Below are 17,582 nucleotides of genomic sequence, written 5' to 3'. Positions count from 1 at the left end.
CCGCGTTCTTGCCGAAGGGTGCAGCGATCACGGTGGTGTCTCCCGCAGGACGTAGCCGACACCGCGCACGGTGTGAATCAGCCTCGGTTCGCCGTCGGCCTCGGTTTTACGACGAAGGTAGCCGACGTAAACCTCGAGAGCGTTGCCGGAGGTCGGGAAATCATATCCCCACACCTCCTCGAGAATGCGTCCACGGGTGAGGACGCGACGCGGGTTGGCCATCAGCATTTCGAGAAGCGAGAACTCGGTTCGGGTGAGACTGATGGATCGCTCGCCTCGCCGAACCTCACGGGTCACCGGGTCGAGGGTGAGATCCTCGAAGGTCATCATCTCGGAGTCTGCGTCAGGATCCGGTGCGGTTCGCCGGAGGAGCGCGCGCAATCGGGCAAGCAGCTCTTCCAGTGCAAAAGGCTTGGGAAGGTAGTCGTCGGCACCCGCGTCGAGACCGGCGACGCGTTCGCTGACGGAATCGCGGGCGGTGAGCACCAGGATCGGGAGATCGTCGCCGGCGCTGCGCAGCCGGCGGCACACTTCGAGTCCGTCGAGGCGCGGCATCATGACGTCGAGAACCACGGCGTCCGGCCGGTTCGCGAGGATCTTCTCGAGCGCGTCGAGTCCGTCCACCGCCAGTTCTACCGTGTAGCCGTTGAAGCTGAGCGAGCGCCGGAGCGACTCGCGAACCGCCCGGTCGTCGTCGACCACCAAAATACGCATACCGACAGTTTGGACTGAAGTGCTGAGATAGGGCTGAGAGGGTCCCGTTCGGGAGGTTCGGCGTGTCGCGGTCAGTCTTCAGTGCGGCGTGGTCCCGGCAGGCTCCAATGACGCCACAGCGCAAGCAATCTGAAGACGGCGGCAAACGCGGTGCCGACCACAAGCGCCCCGTTCGTGGACAACCCCCACGCCGAGACTGTGACCACCAACGCAGCGCCGAGGAGCGCCGGGACGGCATAGAGGTCCTTGTGGAGCAGCAAGGGCACCTCGTTGACGAGGACGTCTCGGATCACGCCGCCGCCGATCGCCGCGGTGGCACCGATCAGCGTGGCAGCCAGTCCGCTGGCGTTGTTCTCGAGGGCGATGACGGTTCCGGTGCTGGCAAACAGGCCCATGCCCAGTGCGTCGAGCGCCAGGATTTCACGGCGCAGTCGGTTGAGCGGCTCGTGCAGGTAGAACACCGCAAGGGACGTGAGCGCGGCCGTTCCGAAGTACGGCCAGCTACTCAGCGAACTGGGTGGGTGGACGCCGAGTAGGACGTCGCGGACGATACCGCCGCCGATGCCGGTGAATACGCCCACCGAGCACACCCCGAAGATGTCGAGACGCTTGGTGACGCCCACCAGAGCACCGGAAGCGGCAAACGCCACGATGCCCACCAGTTCGAGGATCGACAGCAGCACCGGCCAAGGATCGCACGGTCAGAGCCGCTGAGGGTCGATCACCCCGAGTCGAACTGCTTTGACCAACCGTCGGGGAACCTTGTGGGTGTGACCGAAGGCGGTGACCTCGACCAGATCGGGCGGCGTCGCTTTCCACTGGGACCGTCGACTACGTGTGTTGGAGCGGGACATCTTCCGCTTGGGAACAGCCATCAGCGCGCCGTGCGCTTTCCGTAGCGACGCTCGAACTTCTCGACGCGGCCAGCGGTATCCATGACGCGTTGCGCTCCCGTCCAGAACGGGTGCGAGTCGCTCGTGACGTCGACAACCAGCAGCGGGTAGGTGTTGCCGTCTTCCCATTGGATGGTTCGGTCACTCGTCACGGTGGAACGGGTGAGGAAGCTCTTGCCGGTGCCGGCGTCCTGGAACACCACGGGGTGGTAGTCGGGGTGCAGTTGCTTTTTCATTCGTTTGCCTCTCGGATCGATTCGGTTTCTGCGTAGGGTGATTGGGATTCGTCGCATGGGTCCTCGTGGAACTCGCCGAACGGGTCGTCCCAGTCGGACCACGATTTTTCGTCGGCCAGTTCCTCGTCGGTGACCAGCGCATGTTGCAGCGTTCGGTCGATCTCGAGGGGGTTGGCGTCGCACACCAGCACCACCATCGAGGTGTCGCGGTCGCCGAAACGGTAGTCCCATTTCAATGCGGCCAGTGCGCGTCGCTCGACCGGCACGCCCTCCAGTTCCTCGGGAGTCATGGCCGCCAGCCACGTGTCTGCGCTCGCAACCCGTAGGCCGCCGCCTGCGGATTCCAGCCAGAGCGCCTCCCCGGGTTGCGTCGCGACCCACACTCGCCCGCGCGAGCACACGACGCCGTCAAGCAGGACGTCGATCGCGTCATGTAGACGTCCGGGATGGAACGGGCGATTGGCGGTGAACTCCACGAGCATCACGCCGCTGTCTTCCTCAAGCGGTGGCTGGAAACGCAGCAGCGGTGAGTGAGCGTCGGCAAGTTCACCGCGCCTGGCATCCTCGGGAACCGAAAGGAGCACCTTCTCGATGTCGTCGCCTGCATCGACGACGGGAGCCCGGGGCGCAAGCCGAGCCAGGACAGCCCGCAGACGCGTGTGTTGCCAACTGTCGATATCCGCCATCCCCTGCACGACAAGTGCGTCGGCGAACTCGACCTGGCCGACAACAACCTGAGCCAGTGTTCGATCGTCGTCGAGGGCTTCGTCACTGAGGGCGTCCGAAAGCCAGCTTTCGGCGTCGATGCACGTCACAACGGCGTCGACGCGGACATCTCGCTCGGCCGGACCGTCCAGTTGGCCGACGACTCCGGCCACCACGACGTGCTCGATCGCCCAGCACAGCGCTTCGGGTTCGAGTTGCGGGTCCAGCAGCACGACGATGCGCGCAACCGAACTGCGAGCGTGTAACCGACGCAGCAGCGGTAGCAAATCCTGGCTGAGCGTGCAGGACACGCAGCCGTGCGCGAGTTCGAGGATGGTCTCCCGTTCCGAGACCGTGTTGCGGGCCACTGTCGTCCCGGTCACTGTCGTGATTGTCCGTCGCACAACTCCCTCGCGGACGTGACTCAGGTCGTGATGCACCAGCACTGTTCCGGCCCGCAGTAGTGCGCGCGCGGTCGGTGTGGTGGTTTCGCTCATGCCGGCAACCAGGACCAGCGGAGTCCTGCCGTCCAGGATCGTGTTCACAGCGCGCCCTTTCTGGGAATGATTGTCATTACCGAGACTGGACGCTACATTGATCTCACTCCATTGTCGAAAACGATTGTCATCTGCAATTAGAAAGGAACACCCATGTCGTCTCGCTGCCAAGTGACCGGACGTGTGCCGGGATTCGGAAAATCCGTCTCGCACTCCCACAAGCGTTCGAATCGCCGCTGGAATCCGAACATCCAGCGCAAGACGTATGTATTGCCGAGCGAAGGGCGTCGCGTCACCCTCACTCTGTCCACGAAGGGCATCAAGACGATCGACCGCGACGGCATCGAATCCGTCGTCGCCCGAATCCGCGCACGCGGCGAGAAGATCTGAGCTGATGGCCCGCAACGAGATCCGGCCGATCGTGAAACTGAAGTCCACCGCAGGCACCGGCTACACCTACGTGACCCGCAAGAACCGTCGCAACGACCCCGATCGACTCGTGCTGAAGAAGTACGACCCGGTGCTCCGAAAGCATGTCGATTTCCGAGAAGAGAAATAGCCGTGGCCAAGAAGTCGAAGATCGCCAAGAACAACCAACGACGGGTCATCGTCGAGCGATACCGCGAGCAGCGGTCCGCCCTGAAGGAGACGATTCGCTCCCCGAAAAGCTCCCCCGAGGAACGCGCACAGGCCCAAGCGACCCTGCAACGTCTACCACGCGACGCGAGTCCGGTACGATTGCGCAATCGAGACGCTGCGGATGGACGTCCGCGCGGCCACCTGCGGAAGTTCGGGCTATCCCGGATTCGCGTGCGAGAAATGGCGCACCGTGGGGAACTGCCTGGCGTACACAAGTCGAGCTGGTAAGGAAGTCGGATGGCAGTCAAGCGTTCACCGTCGAAGAAGCCACGCCCCGTAGAGGGACGTAAGCCCAAGAAGAACCCGTTGTTCGCAGCGAAGATCACGCATGTCGATTACAAGGACATCAACTTGCTTCGCACGTTCATCTCGGACCGCGGCAAGATCCGTAGCCGCCGCGTCACGGGCCTGACCCCGCAGCAGCAGCGTCAGGTCGCCGTTGCAGTGAAGAACGCACGCGAAATGGCGTTGCTTCCCTTCACCGCCGCACGGTAGTCACACGTAGAAGACCGGAAAGGCCGCGCAGTCACTCGACTGCGCGGCCTTTTTGTTGCCCGGACTAAGATTCCTGAAGTTATTCGGTCCAGCTGAGAGGTGCCCGCAGCGTGTCGGGAGTTATTGCGGGTTTCACCGTTATTTTTGTTGTCATCGCGGTCGGCTTTCTCCTCGGTCGCCTCGGCACGTTGGGCAGCCAAGGCCAATTTGTTCTCGGCCGCCTCGTCTTCTTCGTCGCAACCCCCGCGCTGCTGTTCACGACCCTCGCGTCGTCCGATCTGTCGGTGATCTTCTCGCCTACGTTGGCGGTCGCGTCGGCCACTGCCTTTGCCGTCGGCGCCTTGTACGTGGTGATCGCAAAACTCTGGCTCGGTCGACCGCTTCCCGAACTGACCATCGGCGCGCTGTCCGCGTCGTACGTGAACTCGGCGAACCTCGGTATCCCGATCGCAGTGTTCGTCCTCGGTGACGCAACGTTCGTGGCGCCACTTCTGCTGTTCCAGATTGTCGTGTACTCCCCCATCGCGTTGACGATCCTCGATCTCACGGCATTGCGGGGCGAAGCCGAAAAACTGTCACTGATCGACACTGTCACCGCTCCGTTCAAGAACCCGATCGTGCTCGCAGGTGCGGCGGGCTTGATCGTCGCGTTGATCGGCTGGGTGCCGCCGAGACCGCTGATGCAGCCGTTCGAATTGATCGGGGCAACCTCGGTACCCGGCGCCTTGCTTGCGTTCGGCCTGTCCTTGTACGGCGTGCGTGTGCTCGAGAAGGGCTCGAGTCCCCGCCGGGACGTGGCGCTGGCTTCGACGCTCAAGATCGTCGTCCAACCGGTGCTCGCCTATCTGATGGCGCATTACCTGCTCGGCATCGACGGTCATCAATTGTTTGCGATCGTCGTCGTGTCCACCTTGCCGACGGCCCAGAACGTTTTCATCTACGCGAGCCGTTACCGTCGCGGAATGGTGTTGGCCCGAGACAGCGCATTTGTCACCACTTTGGCATCAATTCCGGCAATCGCGCTGGTCACGGCGCTACTCGCATGACCAGGGTTACGGTGGATGCATGCGCGTAATCACCCTCGCCGTTCTGGCCGCCCTGGCATTGGCGGGATGTGCCATCGGCACGAGTACCAATGCCGGCGTCGGGACCCCGAAAGTGCTTGCAGCGCAGGGTGCTGTTCCCGCCGATTGGGCACGAGAATCGCCTGTCCCCACGGAGGTCGACGACACCGATATCGGCACGATGTTCGAGGATCGGCCGGACATCGTCGGCGCCGGGGAGACCATGTTCGAGTCGTGGTCGGAAGTGGACGAGAATACCGTTGCCGTTCATTTCGTGACCGGAACGCCGGAATGTTACGGCGCGTATACAACTCTCGACGAGACGGACGACGCGGTGGTCATCACGCTCCACACCGGTTCTCTGCCCGAAGCTGCGGACAGGATGTGCGTTCTTGTGGCCGTGTTCGGATCCCTCGATGTGCATTTGAGTAGACCGCTCGGCGATCGCGTCGTGGTCAACGGATAGTCGCACGCCTTTTCGTCACAACTTCTGCGGGTTAACACTCCGTTTTGTCAGGTGTGGCGTGGGTCTCTTCGCGGCAGACTGTGAGCAGTCACCCGTTCACTGTTCACGCGTCGGCTTCTATTCGACTCGAGCGGTGCTCAACTACGAAGGAGCTCGCAAGTGCCTACTCTTCAGAGAGATGTCGCAATCGTCGGCGCCGGCCCCTCCGGCCTGGCAGCCGCAACCGCGCTGCGCAAAGCCGGCTTGTCCGTCGCTGTTCTCGAGGCACGCGACCGCGTCGGCGGCCGCACCTGGACCGACACCGTCGACGGCGCGGTCCTGGAAATCGGCGGCCAGTGGGTCTCCCCCGACCAGACCGCGCTGATCGAGCTTCTCGACGAACTCGGCCTCACTACGTTCGACCGATACCGCGAGGGCGAATCCGTCTACATCTCCACCGCAGGCGAACGCACCCGCTACACCGGCGACTCCTTCCCCACGAACGACACCACCAAAAAAGAGATGGACCGCCTCATCGACGAGATGGACGATCTCGCCGCACAGATCGGCGCGGAGGAGCCGTGGGCTCATCCACTTGCCCGTGACCTCGACACCGTCTCGTTCAAGCAGTGGCTGATCAATCAGTCCGACGACGCCGAAGCTCGCGACAACATCGGACTTTTCATTGCAGGTGGCATGCTCACCAAGCCTGCCCACGCGTTCTCCGCGCTGCAGGCCGTTCTCATGGCCGCCTCCGCCGGTTCGTTCTCGAACCTGGTGGACGAGGACTTCATTCTCGACAAGCGTGTGGTCGGCGGAATGCAGCAGGTATCCATCCGCATGGCCGCCGCCCTGGGCGACGATGTCTTCCTCAACGCTCCCGTGCGTACCGTGCAGTGGACCGAAGACGGTGCAGTTGTGTTGGCGGACGGTGACGTTCGCGTCGAGGCAAAAAAGGTCATCCTGGCTGTCCCGCCCAATCTCTACTCTCGGATCTCCTACGATCCCCCGCTGCCGCGCCGTCAGCACCAGATGCACCAGCACCAGTCCCTTGGTCTGGTCATCAAGGTGCACGCCGTGTACGAGACGCCCTTCTGGCGTGAAGACGGCTTGTCCGGCACCGGTTTCGGCGCGTCCGAGGTCGTTCAGGAGGTGTACGACAACACCAACCACGAGGACACTCGAGGCACCCTGGTCGCCTTCGTCTCCGACGAGAAGGCGGACGCGATGTTCGAGCTTTCCGCCGAAGAGCGTAAGGCCACGATTCTCGGGTCGATCGCTCGCTTCCTCGGCCCGAAGGCAGAAGAGCCGGTCGTGTACTACGAATCCGACTGGGGTTCGGAGGAATGGACCCGAGGCGCGTACGCCGCGAGCTTCGATCTCGGTGGTCTGCACCGGTACGGCGCCGATTCACGGACACCGGTCGGCCCGATTCACTTCTCCTGCTCCGACATTGCGGCCGAAGGCTACCAGCACGTGGACGGCGCTGTGCGGATGGGACAACGGACGGCGGCCGACATCGCCTCCCGAGTCAAGGGATAACCCGATCGCAGTCGTGACCGCTCGTTTCAGCGGTCACGACTGCCGGGCAATGATCGCGAGTAGCAACTCCGCTCGCACCCGTGCCACGTCCAGACTGCAGTCGATCAGCGTCTCCACCTTGGCAATTCGGCTGCGCAGAGTATGCCGATGAACGCCCATGGCGATAGCCGCTGCTTCCCAATGCCCGTTGGCCTCGAGGAAAGCCCGCAACGACGCCAGCAGTTCGGTGCCGTTGTCGCGGTCGTAGCGATCGAGCGGGGCGATCATCGTTTCCGCCAACGTGTTCAGCACTTCTCGGGTTGAACTGAACGCGAGTAGCACGCTCCCTGTGAGAGCTGCGAATTCCAAAGGCTCCCCACCGGTTTCCGCCGCCGACGCGCAGAGCTGTGATTGCTCGACCGTGGCCGCTAGTGCCAGAACCTCACGTTTGCCACTCAGTCCCACCCGCAACGAACGGCGGTCACCGGTCGACACATCTCGCAGCAGCGCTCGAACGAAGTCGACGTCGTCGGTTCCACGCAGAACAACCGTGACCCGGGCATCGTGGATACGTGAGAAGAGTTGCCGGCCGGCCTTGTTCAGGAACGACGCAATTTCTCCCGCGACGCGCGTCGCAATGTCGGGCGTGTCGGCCAGCACCGTGAGACCACGGATCATGCCGTCCCCGTCTGCCGCCGCCCGAATCTGCTGCCACGCCGGCGCGGGATCGCGATCCTCGGTCAACAGCAGGCCAAGCGCGTGCGAGTTCAGTTGATTCTGCGTTGCCTGCAACCTAGCCGGCTTCTCGAAGTCCAACGCCAGCAACGAGTTTGCGTGACCGAGTAGGATCTGGTCGACGTAGCTCAGCGACGACGCGCTGATCACCGCCAGGTATCCGTGAAGTGTTCGGCCGACGGATATCCGTTGCGCCGCGATGGACGCCCCCGAACTCGCGAGGGTGACGCTGCTGGACGCGCCGCCGCCCAGAGTCCCCCGCAGTTCCTCGATCACGTCGTCGGCCGGCAGTTCGGGGTAACTCTCGAGCACCCGACCGGCCACGTCGAGCAACAGGACGGTCGCCGACGTCGCGATGGCGAGTTCACGCACCGTCGAGGCGGTTCCACCGGCGATAACGGCGCGCGTCATCTTCGGCTGTGCCCGCGATGCCCGCAGAACCGCTTCGTATTCCTGTTCGGCCAACCGGCTCATCACTCGTTTCACCACAGCGGCAAAGGGAGTCGGCAACGGCACCTCGATCAACGGCAGGCCGATTTCGTCAGCGACGGTAACAAGGTCGGCCGGCACCTCGGGGTACGAGAGCCCGGTGCCGAATCCGACCGCGGCCACGCCGGCCGCGTCGAGCATGCGGAGATACCGCCCACGTTTCTGCGCAGTCGACGGCAATCTGATGCCGGTCGTGAGGATGAATTCACCTCCGGTCAGCCAACGGAACGGGTCAAGCAGTTCCGTGGCGTGCGCAAACGTGATTTCTCGACCGACGCCTTCTGCCCCGCCTTTGAGTTCCAAAGCAAGGTCTTCCTGCGCCAACATCCACCGCACGGGGATCGTCATGCGCTGGACTGTACAACTCGGCGCGTCGATCCCAAAAGATTTCGACTTTTTGGCAGCTGTCGAAATCTGTGAGTCAGCGCACACTTGCTGACACAGCCCCACACAGTGCGGGTTCGTGGCGCTTCGTCTGGACTGCGAACTCGTTCGACCGCGAGAGGAACCGGTACCGATGTCGATCGTCGTACTCGAGAACTACATCAACGGTGAATTTGTCGCCTCGTCCGCGACGGAAACGCTCGACCTGATCAGCCCGGTGGATGAAAGCATCGTCGGGCGTGCTCCGATCTCGACCAAAGCCGATGTGGACGCCGCCGTTGAAGCCGCACAACGCGCATTCGAGACGTGGGGCAAGACAACGCCGAGTGTCCGTCAGGCCGCGCTTCTCAAACTCGCCGACGCGATCGAAGCGCACAGCGACGAAATCGTCGCCGCCGAGAGCGCAAATACCGGCCAGGCTCACCAGATGATCGCCGACGAGGAAGTCAAGGTCGGGGCCGATCAGATGCGTTTCTTCGCCGGCGCTGCCCGCCTCCTCGAAGGTAAGGCCGCCGGGGAATACATGGAGGGTTTCACCTCCTACGTCCGTCGTGAGCCCATCGGCGTCGTCGGTCAGGTCACGCCGTGGAACTACCCGTTCATGATGGCGCTGTGGAAGATCGGGCCCGCACTCGCTGCCGGCAACACGATCGTCCTCAAGCCGAGCGACACCACACCGGGCAGCACGCTGGTACTGGCCAAGCTGTCCAAGGGAATCCTGCCGGACGGCGTGTTCAACGTCGTGCTCGGCAACGGCAGTACCGGCGCGACGTTGGTGGAGAATCCGGCCCTCGGTCTTGTCTCCATCACCGGTTCGGTACGTGCAGGCATCGCGGTCGCCGTATCCGCAGCGCAGCAACTCAAGCGCGCCCACCTCGAACTGGGCGGCAAGGCACCGGCCATCGTGTTCGACGACGTCGACATCGAAAAGACCGCAACCGGCATCGCCGAGGCCGCGTTCTTCAACGGCGGCCAGGACTGCACCGCAGCCACCCGCGTGATCGTCCACGAATCCATTCACGATCAGCTTGTCGACGCACTGGTGCGTAACGCCGAAAAGCTGCGCCCCGGCGCGCCTTCCGACCCTGATGCGTTCTACGGTCCGCTCAACAACATCAACCACTTCAACACCGTGAGCGACAAGATCGCGAACCTGCCGGCGTCGGCCACGATCGTGACCGGTGGAAAGCGTTCAGGCGAAACCGGATTCTTCTTCGAGCCGACGATCATCACCGGTGTCGCGCAGTCCGACGACATCGTGCAGGAAGAAACCTTCGGTCCCATCCTCACGGTCCAGAGCTTCTCCGACGAAGAGGAGGCGATCGCCCTCGCCAACGACGTTCGGTTCGGCCTTGCCTCGAGCATCTGGACCAAGGATCACGGTGTCACCCAACGGCTCTCCGCGGCCCTCGACTTCGGAGCGGTGTGGATCAACTGCCACATCCCGCTCGTCGCCGAGATGCCGCACGGCGGCTTCAAGTACTCCGGCTACGGCAAGGATCTCTCCGCCTACGGAGTCGAGGATTACACCCGCCTCAAGCACGTCATGAGTTCGCACGACTGAGTCGCCGCCCCTTCCTGCTGTGCGCCTTTGTTAACCGCCCGCGGTTAACAAAGGCGCACAGCAGATTCCTCCAATCCGGAAAAGAGCCACCATGCGCCTTATCGTCGGATACCTCGCCACACCCAGCGGTAAAGACGGGCTGGTCCTCGGGACGCAGCTCGCGCGCAGTCTCGGCGCGCAACTCGACATCTGCATGGTGCTCCCTCCGGACCGAACCCTCCCGGCCAAGATTCCCTCGGAACCCGGCTACGACGACATCCTCGCCGCCCGCGCGCACGAGTGGCTTGCCGAGGCTCGAGCGTCGGTGCCCGAGGACATCCCGGTCGAAGTACATCTGAGCTTCCACGAGTCGTTTGCTCAGGGACTACTCGACGAAGTGGACCGACTGGGCGCGCTGGCGATTGTGGTGGGTGCGTCCGGCGACGGTCTGCTCGGCCGCCACTCGATAGGTTCGGTGTCCACCGAACTGTTGCACTCGGCCCACGTCCCGGTTGCACTGGCACCGCGCGGAACCCGACACTCGTCGGCGTCGGCGATCCGCGAGATCACGTGTGCACTCGGTACCCGTGTCGGCGCCGATATCGTCTTGAACACGGCTGTGCGCACCAGCGAACAAATGCACGTTCCGCTGCGCCTGGTCTCACTGGTGGCGTTGGACCCGCAGAACGATCTCCGCGATCACCGCGACACTGCCGAGTCGGCGAGAGAGCGCGCGCGAAGTCACGCTCAGGACACACTCGACGTCGCAAGGGCTGCGCTCCCCGAGGATGTTCCGATCGAGGTCATCATCGCCGACGGTTCCACTGTGGAATCGGCAGTGCGTCAACTCGACTGGCAGGACGGCGATCTCGTGATGGTCGGTTCCAGTCGCCTCGCGCAGCCGCGCAAACTTTTTCTGGGCTCCACCGCCGCCAAGATGCTGCGCGTGTTGCCCGTTCCCATGGTCGTAGTGCCCAAGCACGAATTCACCCAGCCGGAGGCACTGTCATGACGAGCAACGAAACTTCGCAGCCACCTGCAGGCAACGAACTGAGTTCCAAAGGTCTCGCCACCGGCAAGATCGGGATGATCTCCGGCGCAGTTCTCGGAATCTCTTCCGTGGCACCGGGTTACACCCTGACCGCCAGTATCGGATTGATCGTCGCCGCCGTCGGCCTCAAGATGCCCGCCATCTTCATCGCCGGCTTCATTCCGATGTTCCTCACCGCGTACGCATATCGCGAACTGAACTCCGATACTCCAGACTGCGGGGCGTCATTCACGTGGTCCACCAAGGCATTCGGCCCGTACGTCGGCTGGATGTGCGGTTGGGGCATGGTGATCGCCACCATCATCGTGCTCTCGAATCTCGCCGCCATTGCCGTCGACTTCTTCTATCTGTTCATCGCGCGGGTGGTCGACAATCCGTCGATCGCGGATCTACCGGGTAACAAACTTGTCAACGTCGGCACGACGCTGGTGTTCATCGCCCTGGCCACCTGGATAGCGAGTCGAGGAATCACCACGAGCGAGCGTGTGCAGTTCGCACTCGTCGGCTTCCAGATGGTGCTGCTCGTCGTCTTTGCCGTCGTCGCGCTCGTTCACGTCGGTGCCGGAGACGCCCCGGCCGGATTGTCGTTCGACCTCAGCTGGTTCAACCCGTTCAGCGGACTCGCCATCGGCGCTTTTGTCATCGGACTGACCGGATCGATCTTCGCCTTCTGGGGCTGGGACACGTGCCTGACGTTGGGTGAGGAGTCGAAGAACCCCAAGAAGACCCCGGGCCGCGCCGGACTACTGTGTGTTGCAACCATTCTCCTGACCTATCTGCTGGTTGCCGTTGCCGCGATGATGTACGCCGGTGTCGGCGAGGAAGGCCTCGGACTCGGTAATCCCGAGAATTCGGAGAACGTCTTCGGCGCATTGGCAGACCCCGTGCTGGGCGACTGGGGCGGAATGCTCCTCTTCCTTGCCGTCTTCGTATCCTCGGTCGCCAGCCTCCAGACCACGTTCCTCCCGGCCGCACGAACCATGCTCGCGATGGGAGCCTACGGAGCCTTTCCCAAGAAGCTTGCCGAGGTATCCCCGCGGTTCCTGGTGCCGTCTTACGCGACCGTGGTTGCCGGCGTTGTGACGGCGGTGTTCTACACCGTTGTCACGTTCCTCTCCGAAAGCGCTCTCCTCGACACGATCGCTGCGCTGGGCATCATGATCTGCTGGTACTACGGCATCACGGCATTTGCGTGTGTCTGGTACTTCCGCCGGACGGTGTTCGACAGCATGCGCAACTTCGTCTTCCGACTGGCGTTCCCGCTACTGGGTGGCCTGATGCTGCTCGCGGTGTTCGTCATCTCGATCCAAGAGAGCATGGATCCCGAGAATGCGAGTGGCGCTTCGATCGGCGGAATCGGCCTGGTGTTCTTCCTGGGCTTCGGAATCCTGATCCTCGGCGCCGTACTGATGATGGTGATGCGCGTGCGCAACCCGGAGTTCTTCGAGGGCAAGACCCTCAACCGCGACACGGTCGCGTTGCGCGACGAAAGCGATCTCAGCTCGACTTAGGAGACTGGGCAACCAACCCAGCCATCAGCACGCGCAAACCGAATTCGAAGGCGGCATCGGCACGTTCGGGATTTTTCCCGGACGTTGCCAATGCCGCCTTCATCGCGTCGTTCACTTCCGGCCCGGCGGCCCATTGGACCTCCGGCGCTGCCAGATCGAGCGCGGAACCGAGAACAAAACTGTCTACCGTCGTGATCGCGTGGAGCGTCGCCGACGGATCGAACCCACCGTCCGAAAATGCCTGCGCCAGTGCGTTGTACAGACCGAAGGCAACACCGGCTTGCACCGTCTGGGCAGTGAAGAGCGGGATCAAGCGAGGATGCTCGGCATAGCTGCGCCGATATTCGGACGCCAACGCCGCTACGGTGTCGGTCCACGAACCGTCAACCGATCGGAGGTCGATGCCCGCCATCAATTGAGCTCTCATCAGTTCGACGATCTCGGCCCGCCCGGACACATGGTTGTACAACGAGGACGGTCGCACCTTCAGTCTTCCCGCGAGTCCCGGCATGGTGAAGTCGCCGGTTTCGTCCACCGATTCGATTGCCGCCTCGGTGATGATTTCGGGCGAGAGCAGTCGTTGCGATGGCCGCGGCATATGTCCTCCTGTAGTGATCCACACCGTTCGGTGCGCCGCAAAAAACAATTCCTCGAAAGTCCTTGATCAATCAGCGCTCACCCACCATACTTAACGAATCACATTCGTTTTACGTTGAACGTCGAACATCCGAGTACTGAGGAAACCCCATGCTGACGATCACCGCCCTCACTCCGCCCGAGTCGCCGGCCGCGACAGCGCAGTCCACGTCTGCCCCACTGCGCGTCGGCCTCGTCCAACATCGCTGGCACGAGGACCGCAGCGACCTCCATACCGAACTGAGCGAAGGCATCGCGGCCGCAGCGAAGCTGGGCGCTTGCGTGGTCTTCCTCCCGGAGCTGACGCTCAGCCGCTACCCGGCCTCCACCCCCGCCGCCGACAATCCCGGACGCCAAGCGGAAGACCTGCTCACCGGACCCACGCTCGCCTTCGCAGCCAAGGCTGCCGCCGAGAACCAAGTACTCGTTCATGCGTCGCTGTACGAGCGCAGCGAGGCCGAGGACGGACTGGGCTTCAACACCGCGATCCTCGTCTCGCCCGCCGGTGAACTTCTCGGGAGAACCCGCAAGCTCCACATTCCGGTGACCGCCGGGTACTACGAGGACACGTACTTCCGAGGAGGCCCGGCGCAGGACGCGTACCCCGTTCACGAGGCACTCGGCGCCAAGTTCGGACTCCCGACGTGCTGGGACGAGTGGTTCCCCGAGGTCGCGCGCGCTTACTCACTCGCCGGTGCACAGGTCCTGGTGTACCCCACGGCGATCGGCTCGGAGCCCGATCACCCGAACTTCGACACCCAACCGCTGTGGCAGCAGGTGATCGTCGGAAACGGTATCGCGAACGGCACCTTCATGGTTGTCCCCAACCGCCACGGCAGCGAAGGTCTCATCACCTTCTACGGTTCGTCCTTCATCTCGGACCCGTACGGACGCATCCTCGTTCAGGCTCCCCGTGACGAATCCGCTGTGCTGGTAGCCGATCTCGATCTTCAGCAGCGCGAGGACTGGCTTGCACTGTTCCCGTTCCTGGCCACTCGCCGACCCGACACCTACGCGGCCCTGACCGCACCGGTGAACACCGCGGGAGCCAACTGATGACCTGGCGTATGCCCGCGGAAAGTGAACCGCACGAACGTACCTGGATGGCCTACCCCAGCGCCGGATACTCCCTTGGGGACACTGCGGAGCAGCAGCACGAAGCGCGGTCGACGTGGGCTGCAGTTGCCCACGCCATCGCAGAATTCGAGCCGGTCACCGTCGTCGTCGACCCGGCGGAGGTCGAAGAAGCACGAAAGTACCTGTCCGAGAAGATCGATATCGTCGTAGCGCCGCTCAACGACGCCTGGATGCGCGACATCGGGCCGACGTTCGTCTTGTCCGACGAGGGCCGCCTCGGCGGAGTCGACTGGGTGTTCAACGGCTGGGGCGCACAGGATTGGGCGCAGTGGGACAAGGACTCGAAAATCGGCGCGTTTGTCGTCGAACAATCCGGTGCCCAGTTGATCGACTCACCACTCGTCAACGAGGGCGGCGGCATTGCGGTCGACGGCCTCGGCACCGTGTTGGTCACCGAAACCGTCCAACTCGATCCGGGACGCAATCCCGATCTGACAAAGGCGGACATCGAGGCCGAACTCGCCCGCACCATCGGCGCCAAGCACGTGATCTGGCTGCCGCGCGGCTTGACTCGCGATCAGGAGACCTACGGAACCCGCGGACACGTCGACATCGTCGCTGCCATCTCGTCCCCCGGAGTGGTACTGGTCCACGACCAGCGCAACCCCATGCACCCCGACTACGCCGTCAGCAAGACCATCATCGAGTTGTTCGAACGCTCGACCGATGTCGGCGGACGGCCGTGGAAGGTCATCCGTGTTCCCGCTCCCGAGATCCTGCGCGACGACGAGGGATTCGTCGACTACAGCTACATCAACCACCTCGTGGTCAACCGCGGAGTGATCGCCTGCAGCTTCGACGATCCCGCCGACGCGGAAGCGGTCGAGATTCTTGCAGCCGCCTATCCAGGACGCACCGTCGTCACCGTCGACGCGAGGCCTCTGTTCGAACGCGGCGGCGGCATCCATTGCATCACCCAACATCAGCCGGCCGAGCAAAACTAGTGACGGCCCCGCATGTAGTCGCTGACCACGGCTGCGCCGAGGCCGTCGACATCAGGAGCTATGACGCGTCCGCCCACCCGGTGCGCCATTCGGTCGACCACCCTGGCCAGACCGGGATCCTCACCGAGCCGGAAGAACGTGACCTTGGCGCCTAGCCTGGCCACCGCGTCGAGTGCACGAACCGTAAGTCCCAGGGTTCGCGCACTCGGCGGGTAGTCGAACCGTGCTTCTCCGTCCGCTTCGAGATGAGCCGTCGGCTCACCGTCGGTGACGATCAGCACCACCGGCTGCGCGTTGGAATGGCGTCGAAGGTGCCTGGCCGCCAACAAGAGTGCATGGTGGAGGTTGGTTCCCTGATCCCACGCGCCGTCCAGTCCCGCCAACTCCGACGGGTTCAACACATGCGCGTGGCGTCCGAAGGCGATGAGTTGCAGTTCGTCACTGCGGAAACGGGTGCTCACCAGATGATTGAGCGCCAGCGCGGTGCGCTTCATCGGTACCCACCGATCTTCCATCACCATGGAGAACGACGTGTCCACCAACAATGCGACGGCAGCCTGACTGCGCTGCTCCGTTTCGGCAACTTCGACGTCGACGACGCTCAGCCGCACCGGCATTCGGCCCGGGTCACGCAGCACAGCGTTGGTGATCGTTCTCGTGACGTCCCAGGGTTCTGTGTCCCCGAATTCCCATTCCCGGCTCGCCCCGGTGGGTTCACCCATCGAGCCGGCCCGACGCGTATCTCGTTGTCCGTTTCTGGATGACAACTGACCGGCAACGTCGCGCAGTGCCGTCTGTCCGAGTTGGCGCATCGCCTTGGGCGACAAGCGCCATTGGCCGTCGGGTGCCCGATCGAAGAAACCCTGTTCCTGCAAGGCCTTTTCGAGGTCGGCCAGGGTGCGAGCGTCAGCTGCGGCTTCGTCACCGAGTTGCCTCGCGAGCAGTTCGGGGTCGATGTCGTCGAGCCCTGCGCCCGCATACTGTTGCGAGAGTTGATCGGCCAACGATTCCAGCTCGGCGATATCGGACAGTGCGCCAGTCCCCTCACCCAAGCCCATTCCGTTGTCCCCGCGGAACTGCTGCGAACCTTCCCAGTCCTCCCCCGGCCGGGCGGCCTGCAGATGCTGATCCAACTTGCCGAGTTCGTCGATCAGGCTCGGATCACCGAAAGCCTGCTGCGCCAAAGCATCCAACTCGTCACGTTGCTCTTGAGACAGCGAGTTTCGTAGGCGCTGCGCGGCAGCGGCGCGTTGCGCGAGGGAGTCGAGAAGTTCCTCGACATTGCTGGGGTTGTCGGGAAAATACTCTCCGTATTTGTCCATGAACTCCGTGAACTGCTCCGGAGTGTCAACCCCACGTGCATGAGCGTCGAGCAGTTGATTCAGATCGGCCAGCATCTGGCGAATCTGCTCACGATCCTCGTCGGTAGCGCCCTCGAGTGCCTGCTTCATTCCCGAAAAACGCTGATCGAGAACCTCGCGTCCGAGAAGATCACGAATCTTCTCGTAGTCGGCTCTCGCCTGCTCGCTGCGCCAGTTGTAATCGGCCAGTTCCTGAACCGCCTGAGCCGTCGACGGCGGCAACTCCTCGATGCGCATTTCGTTGAACCTGGCATCGTCGTCGAGAGCGCGCGCCAACTCCTTGCGCTCTTCGAGCACCGCCTTGTCCAGCAATTTCCGGGCCTCGTCGAGAGTTCCGCCGAGGTTGTTGCGGCGCAGCAGTTCACGTCGACGCCGATTGGCCTGGGCGGCAAGGTCGTCGAGCCCACGCATGTCCCGGTTGCCGCGCCGCAGAAGCTCGCGCAGCGCGTGGCGAGGCGACGTCCCGGACAGCACGTCGTCACCGATCGCCGCCAACGCATCGCGCAGGTCCACCGGCGGTGCCAGCGGATCGGGGCCGCCGTCGTATGGTCCATAGCGCGGATTGTGAATCATCGCCCGCTC

At 63.2% G+C, this 17,582-nt stretch carries 20 protein-coding genes; 12 read left to right on the top strand and 8 right to left on the bottom strand.

Translation table 11 applies throughout. The annotated features are described in order from the left end of the window. Positions 1-27: 27 nt before the first annotated feature. The 5 genes from C7T36_RS28145 to mrf form a co-directional block, all read right to left on the bottom strand. Complete coding sequence (locus C7T36_RS28145; protein WP_033234232.1) at positions 28-714, bottom strand: response regulator transcription factor; 687 nt, start codon at positions 712-714, stop codon at positions 28-30. 71 nt (positions 715-785) lie between these two features. After that, on the bottom strand, positions 786-1,397 hold the full coding sequence (locus C7T36_RS28140) for a trimeric intracellular cation channel family protein (RefSeq protein WP_033234231.1): 612 nt from the start codon (positions 1,395-1,397) through the stop codon (positions 786-788). An 18-nt stretch (positions 1,398-1,415) separates the two neighbouring features. Further along, positions 1,416-1,589, bottom strand: a complete 174-nt coding sequence (rpmF, locus tag C7T36_RS28135; protein ID WP_033234230.1) for a 50S ribosomal protein L32 — start codon at positions 1,587-1,589, stop codon at positions 1,416-1,418. Continuing rightward, the gene (locus C7T36_RS28130) at positions 1,589-1,843 is read right to left on the bottom strand and encodes a type B 50S ribosomal protein L31 (RefSeq protein ID WP_045069232.1); all 255 of its coding nucleotides are present in this window, start codon (positions 1,841-1,843) and stop codon (positions 1,589-1,591) included. The genes rpmF and C7T36_RS28130 overlap by 1 nt, the downstream gene beginning before the upstream one ends. Continuing rightward, on the bottom strand, positions 1,840-3,093 hold the full coding sequence (gene mrf, locus C7T36_RS28125) for a ribosome hibernation factor-recruiting GTPase MRF (RefSeq protein WP_375129562.1): 1,254 nt from the start codon (positions 3,091-3,093) through the stop codon (positions 1,840-1,842). The genes C7T36_RS28130 and mrf overlap by 4 nt, the downstream gene beginning before the upstream one ends. A gap of 105 nt (positions 3,094-3,198) precedes the next feature. On the opposite strand from mrf, the gene rpmB reads away from it, so the two are divergent. From rpmB to C7T36_RS28090, 7 genes are all read left to right on the top strand, one after another. Then, positions 3,199-3,435: a 50S ribosomal protein L28 gene (rpmB, locus tag C7T36_RS28120; RefSeq protein ID WP_033234228.1), complete on the top strand. Its 237-nt coding sequence runs from the start codon at positions 3,199-3,201 to the stop codon at positions 3,433-3,435. A gap of 4 nt (positions 3,436-3,439) precedes the next feature. Next, positions 3,440-3,604 (top strand): 50S ribosomal protein L33, encoded by a 165-nt coding sequence (gene rpmG, locus C7T36_RS28115; protein ID WP_003946358.1) that lies wholly within the window; start codon positions 3,440-3,442, stop codon positions 3,602-3,604. Positions 3,605-3,606: 2 nt separating this feature from the next. Beyond that, entirely contained in the window at positions 3,607-3,912 is a 306-nt protein-coding gene (rpsN, locus tag C7T36_RS28110) for a 30S ribosomal protein S14 (RefSeq protein ID WP_045069230.1), read from the top strand. A 9-nt stretch (positions 3,913-3,921) separates the two neighbouring features. Continuing rightward, a complete protein-coding gene (gene rpsR / locus C7T36_RS28105) occupies positions 3,922-4,179 on the top strand; it encodes a 30S ribosomal protein S18 (protein ID WP_003946414.1) in 258 nt (85 codons plus the stop codon). 110 nt (positions 4,180-4,289) lie between these two features. Next, entirely contained in the window at positions 4,290-5,225 is a 936-nt protein-coding gene (locus C7T36_RS28100; RefSeq protein ID WP_045069227.1) for an AEC family transporter, read from the top strand. Positions 5,226-5,244: 19 nt separating this feature from the next. Further along, positions 5,245-5,709 carry a hypothetical protein gene (locus C7T36_RS28095; RefSeq protein ID WP_033234225.1) on the top strand — a complete coding sequence of 155 codons (465 nt, stop codon included), beginning with the start codon at positions 5,245-5,247 and terminating at the stop codon, positions 5,707-5,709. 159 nt (positions 5,710-5,868) lie between these two features. Continuing rightward, positions 5,869-7,230, top strand: a complete 1,362-nt coding sequence (locus C7T36_RS28090; RefSeq protein WP_045069224.1) for an NAD(P)/FAD-dependent oxidoreductase — start codon at positions 5,869-5,871, stop codon at positions 7,228-7,230. A 33-nt stretch (positions 7,231-7,263) separates the two neighbouring features. On the opposite strand, the gene C7T36_RS28085 is transcribed toward C7T36_RS28090, so the two are convergent. Further along, positions 7,264-8,781 carry a PucR family transcriptional regulator gene (locus tag C7T36_RS28085; protein WP_045069222.1) on the bottom strand — a complete coding sequence of 506 codons (1,518 nt, stop codon included), beginning with the start codon at positions 8,779-8,781 and terminating at the stop codon, positions 7,264-7,266. A 169-nt stretch (positions 8,782-8,950) separates the two neighbouring features. On the opposite strand from C7T36_RS28085, the gene C7T36_RS28080 reads away from it, so the two are divergent. The 3 genes from C7T36_RS28080 (at position 8,951) to C7T36_RS28070 (ending at position 12,922) form a co-directional block, all read left to right on the top strand. Then, on the top strand, positions 8,951-10,381 hold the full coding sequence (locus tag C7T36_RS28080) for a gamma-aminobutyraldehyde dehydrogenase (protein ID WP_045069219.1): 1,431 nt from the start codon (positions 8,951-8,953) through the stop codon (positions 10,379-10,381). Between the two features lie 91 nt (positions 10,382-10,472). Continuing rightward, positions 10,473-11,372, top strand: coding sequence for a universal stress protein (locus C7T36_RS28075; RefSeq protein ID WP_033234222.1), 900 nt, complete (start codon positions 10,473-10,475; stop codon positions 11,370-11,372). Next, positions 11,369-12,922, top strand: a complete 1,554-nt coding sequence (locus tag C7T36_RS28070; RefSeq protein WP_033234221.1) for an APC family permease — start codon at positions 11,369-11,371, stop codon at positions 12,920-12,922. The genes C7T36_RS28075 and C7T36_RS28070 overlap by 4 nt, the downstream gene beginning before the upstream one ends. On the opposite strand, the gene C7T36_RS28065 is transcribed toward C7T36_RS28070, so the two are convergent. After that, positions 12,909-13,520 (bottom strand): TetR/AcrR family transcriptional regulator C-terminal domain-containing protein, encoded by a 612-nt coding sequence (locus tag C7T36_RS28065; protein WP_033234220.1) that lies wholly within the window; start codon positions 13,518-13,520, stop codon positions 12,909-12,911. The two genes, C7T36_RS28070 and C7T36_RS28065, sit on opposite strands and share 14 nt — an antisense overlap. A 149-nt stretch (positions 13,521-13,669) precedes the next feature. Here C7T36_RS28065 and C7T36_RS28060 point away from each other — a divergent pair, with 149 nt between their 5' ends. After that, positions 13,670-14,614, top strand: a complete 945-nt coding sequence (locus tag C7T36_RS28060; protein WP_045069216.1) for a nitrilase-related carbon-nitrogen hydrolase — start codon at positions 13,670-13,672, stop codon at positions 14,612-14,614. Continuing rightward, complete coding sequence (locus tag C7T36_RS28055; protein WP_045069214.1) at positions 14,614-15,639, top strand: agmatine/peptidylarginine deiminase; 1,026 nt, start codon at positions 14,614-14,616, stop codon at positions 15,637-15,639. The genes C7T36_RS28060 and C7T36_RS28055 overlap by 1 nt, the downstream gene beginning before the upstream one ends. Here C7T36_RS28055 and C7T36_RS28050 read toward each other — a convergent pair. Continuing rightward, entirely contained in the window at positions 15,636-17,573 is a 1,938-nt protein-coding gene (locus tag C7T36_RS28050) for a VWA domain-containing protein (RefSeq protein ID WP_045069211.1), read from the bottom strand. The genes C7T36_RS28055 and C7T36_RS28050 overlap by 4 nt on opposite strands. Between the last annotated feature and the right edge of the window lie 9 nt (positions 17,574-17,582).

This window comes from Rhodococcus sp. AD45-ID, assembly GCF_003023755.1.
In the GTDB taxonomy this organism is placed as follows: Bacteria; Actinomycetota; Actinomycetes; order Mycobacteriales; family Mycobacteriaceae; genus Rhodococcus_F; species Rhodococcus_F globerula.
This window is presented reverse-complemented; position numbering and strand designations above follow the sequence as displayed.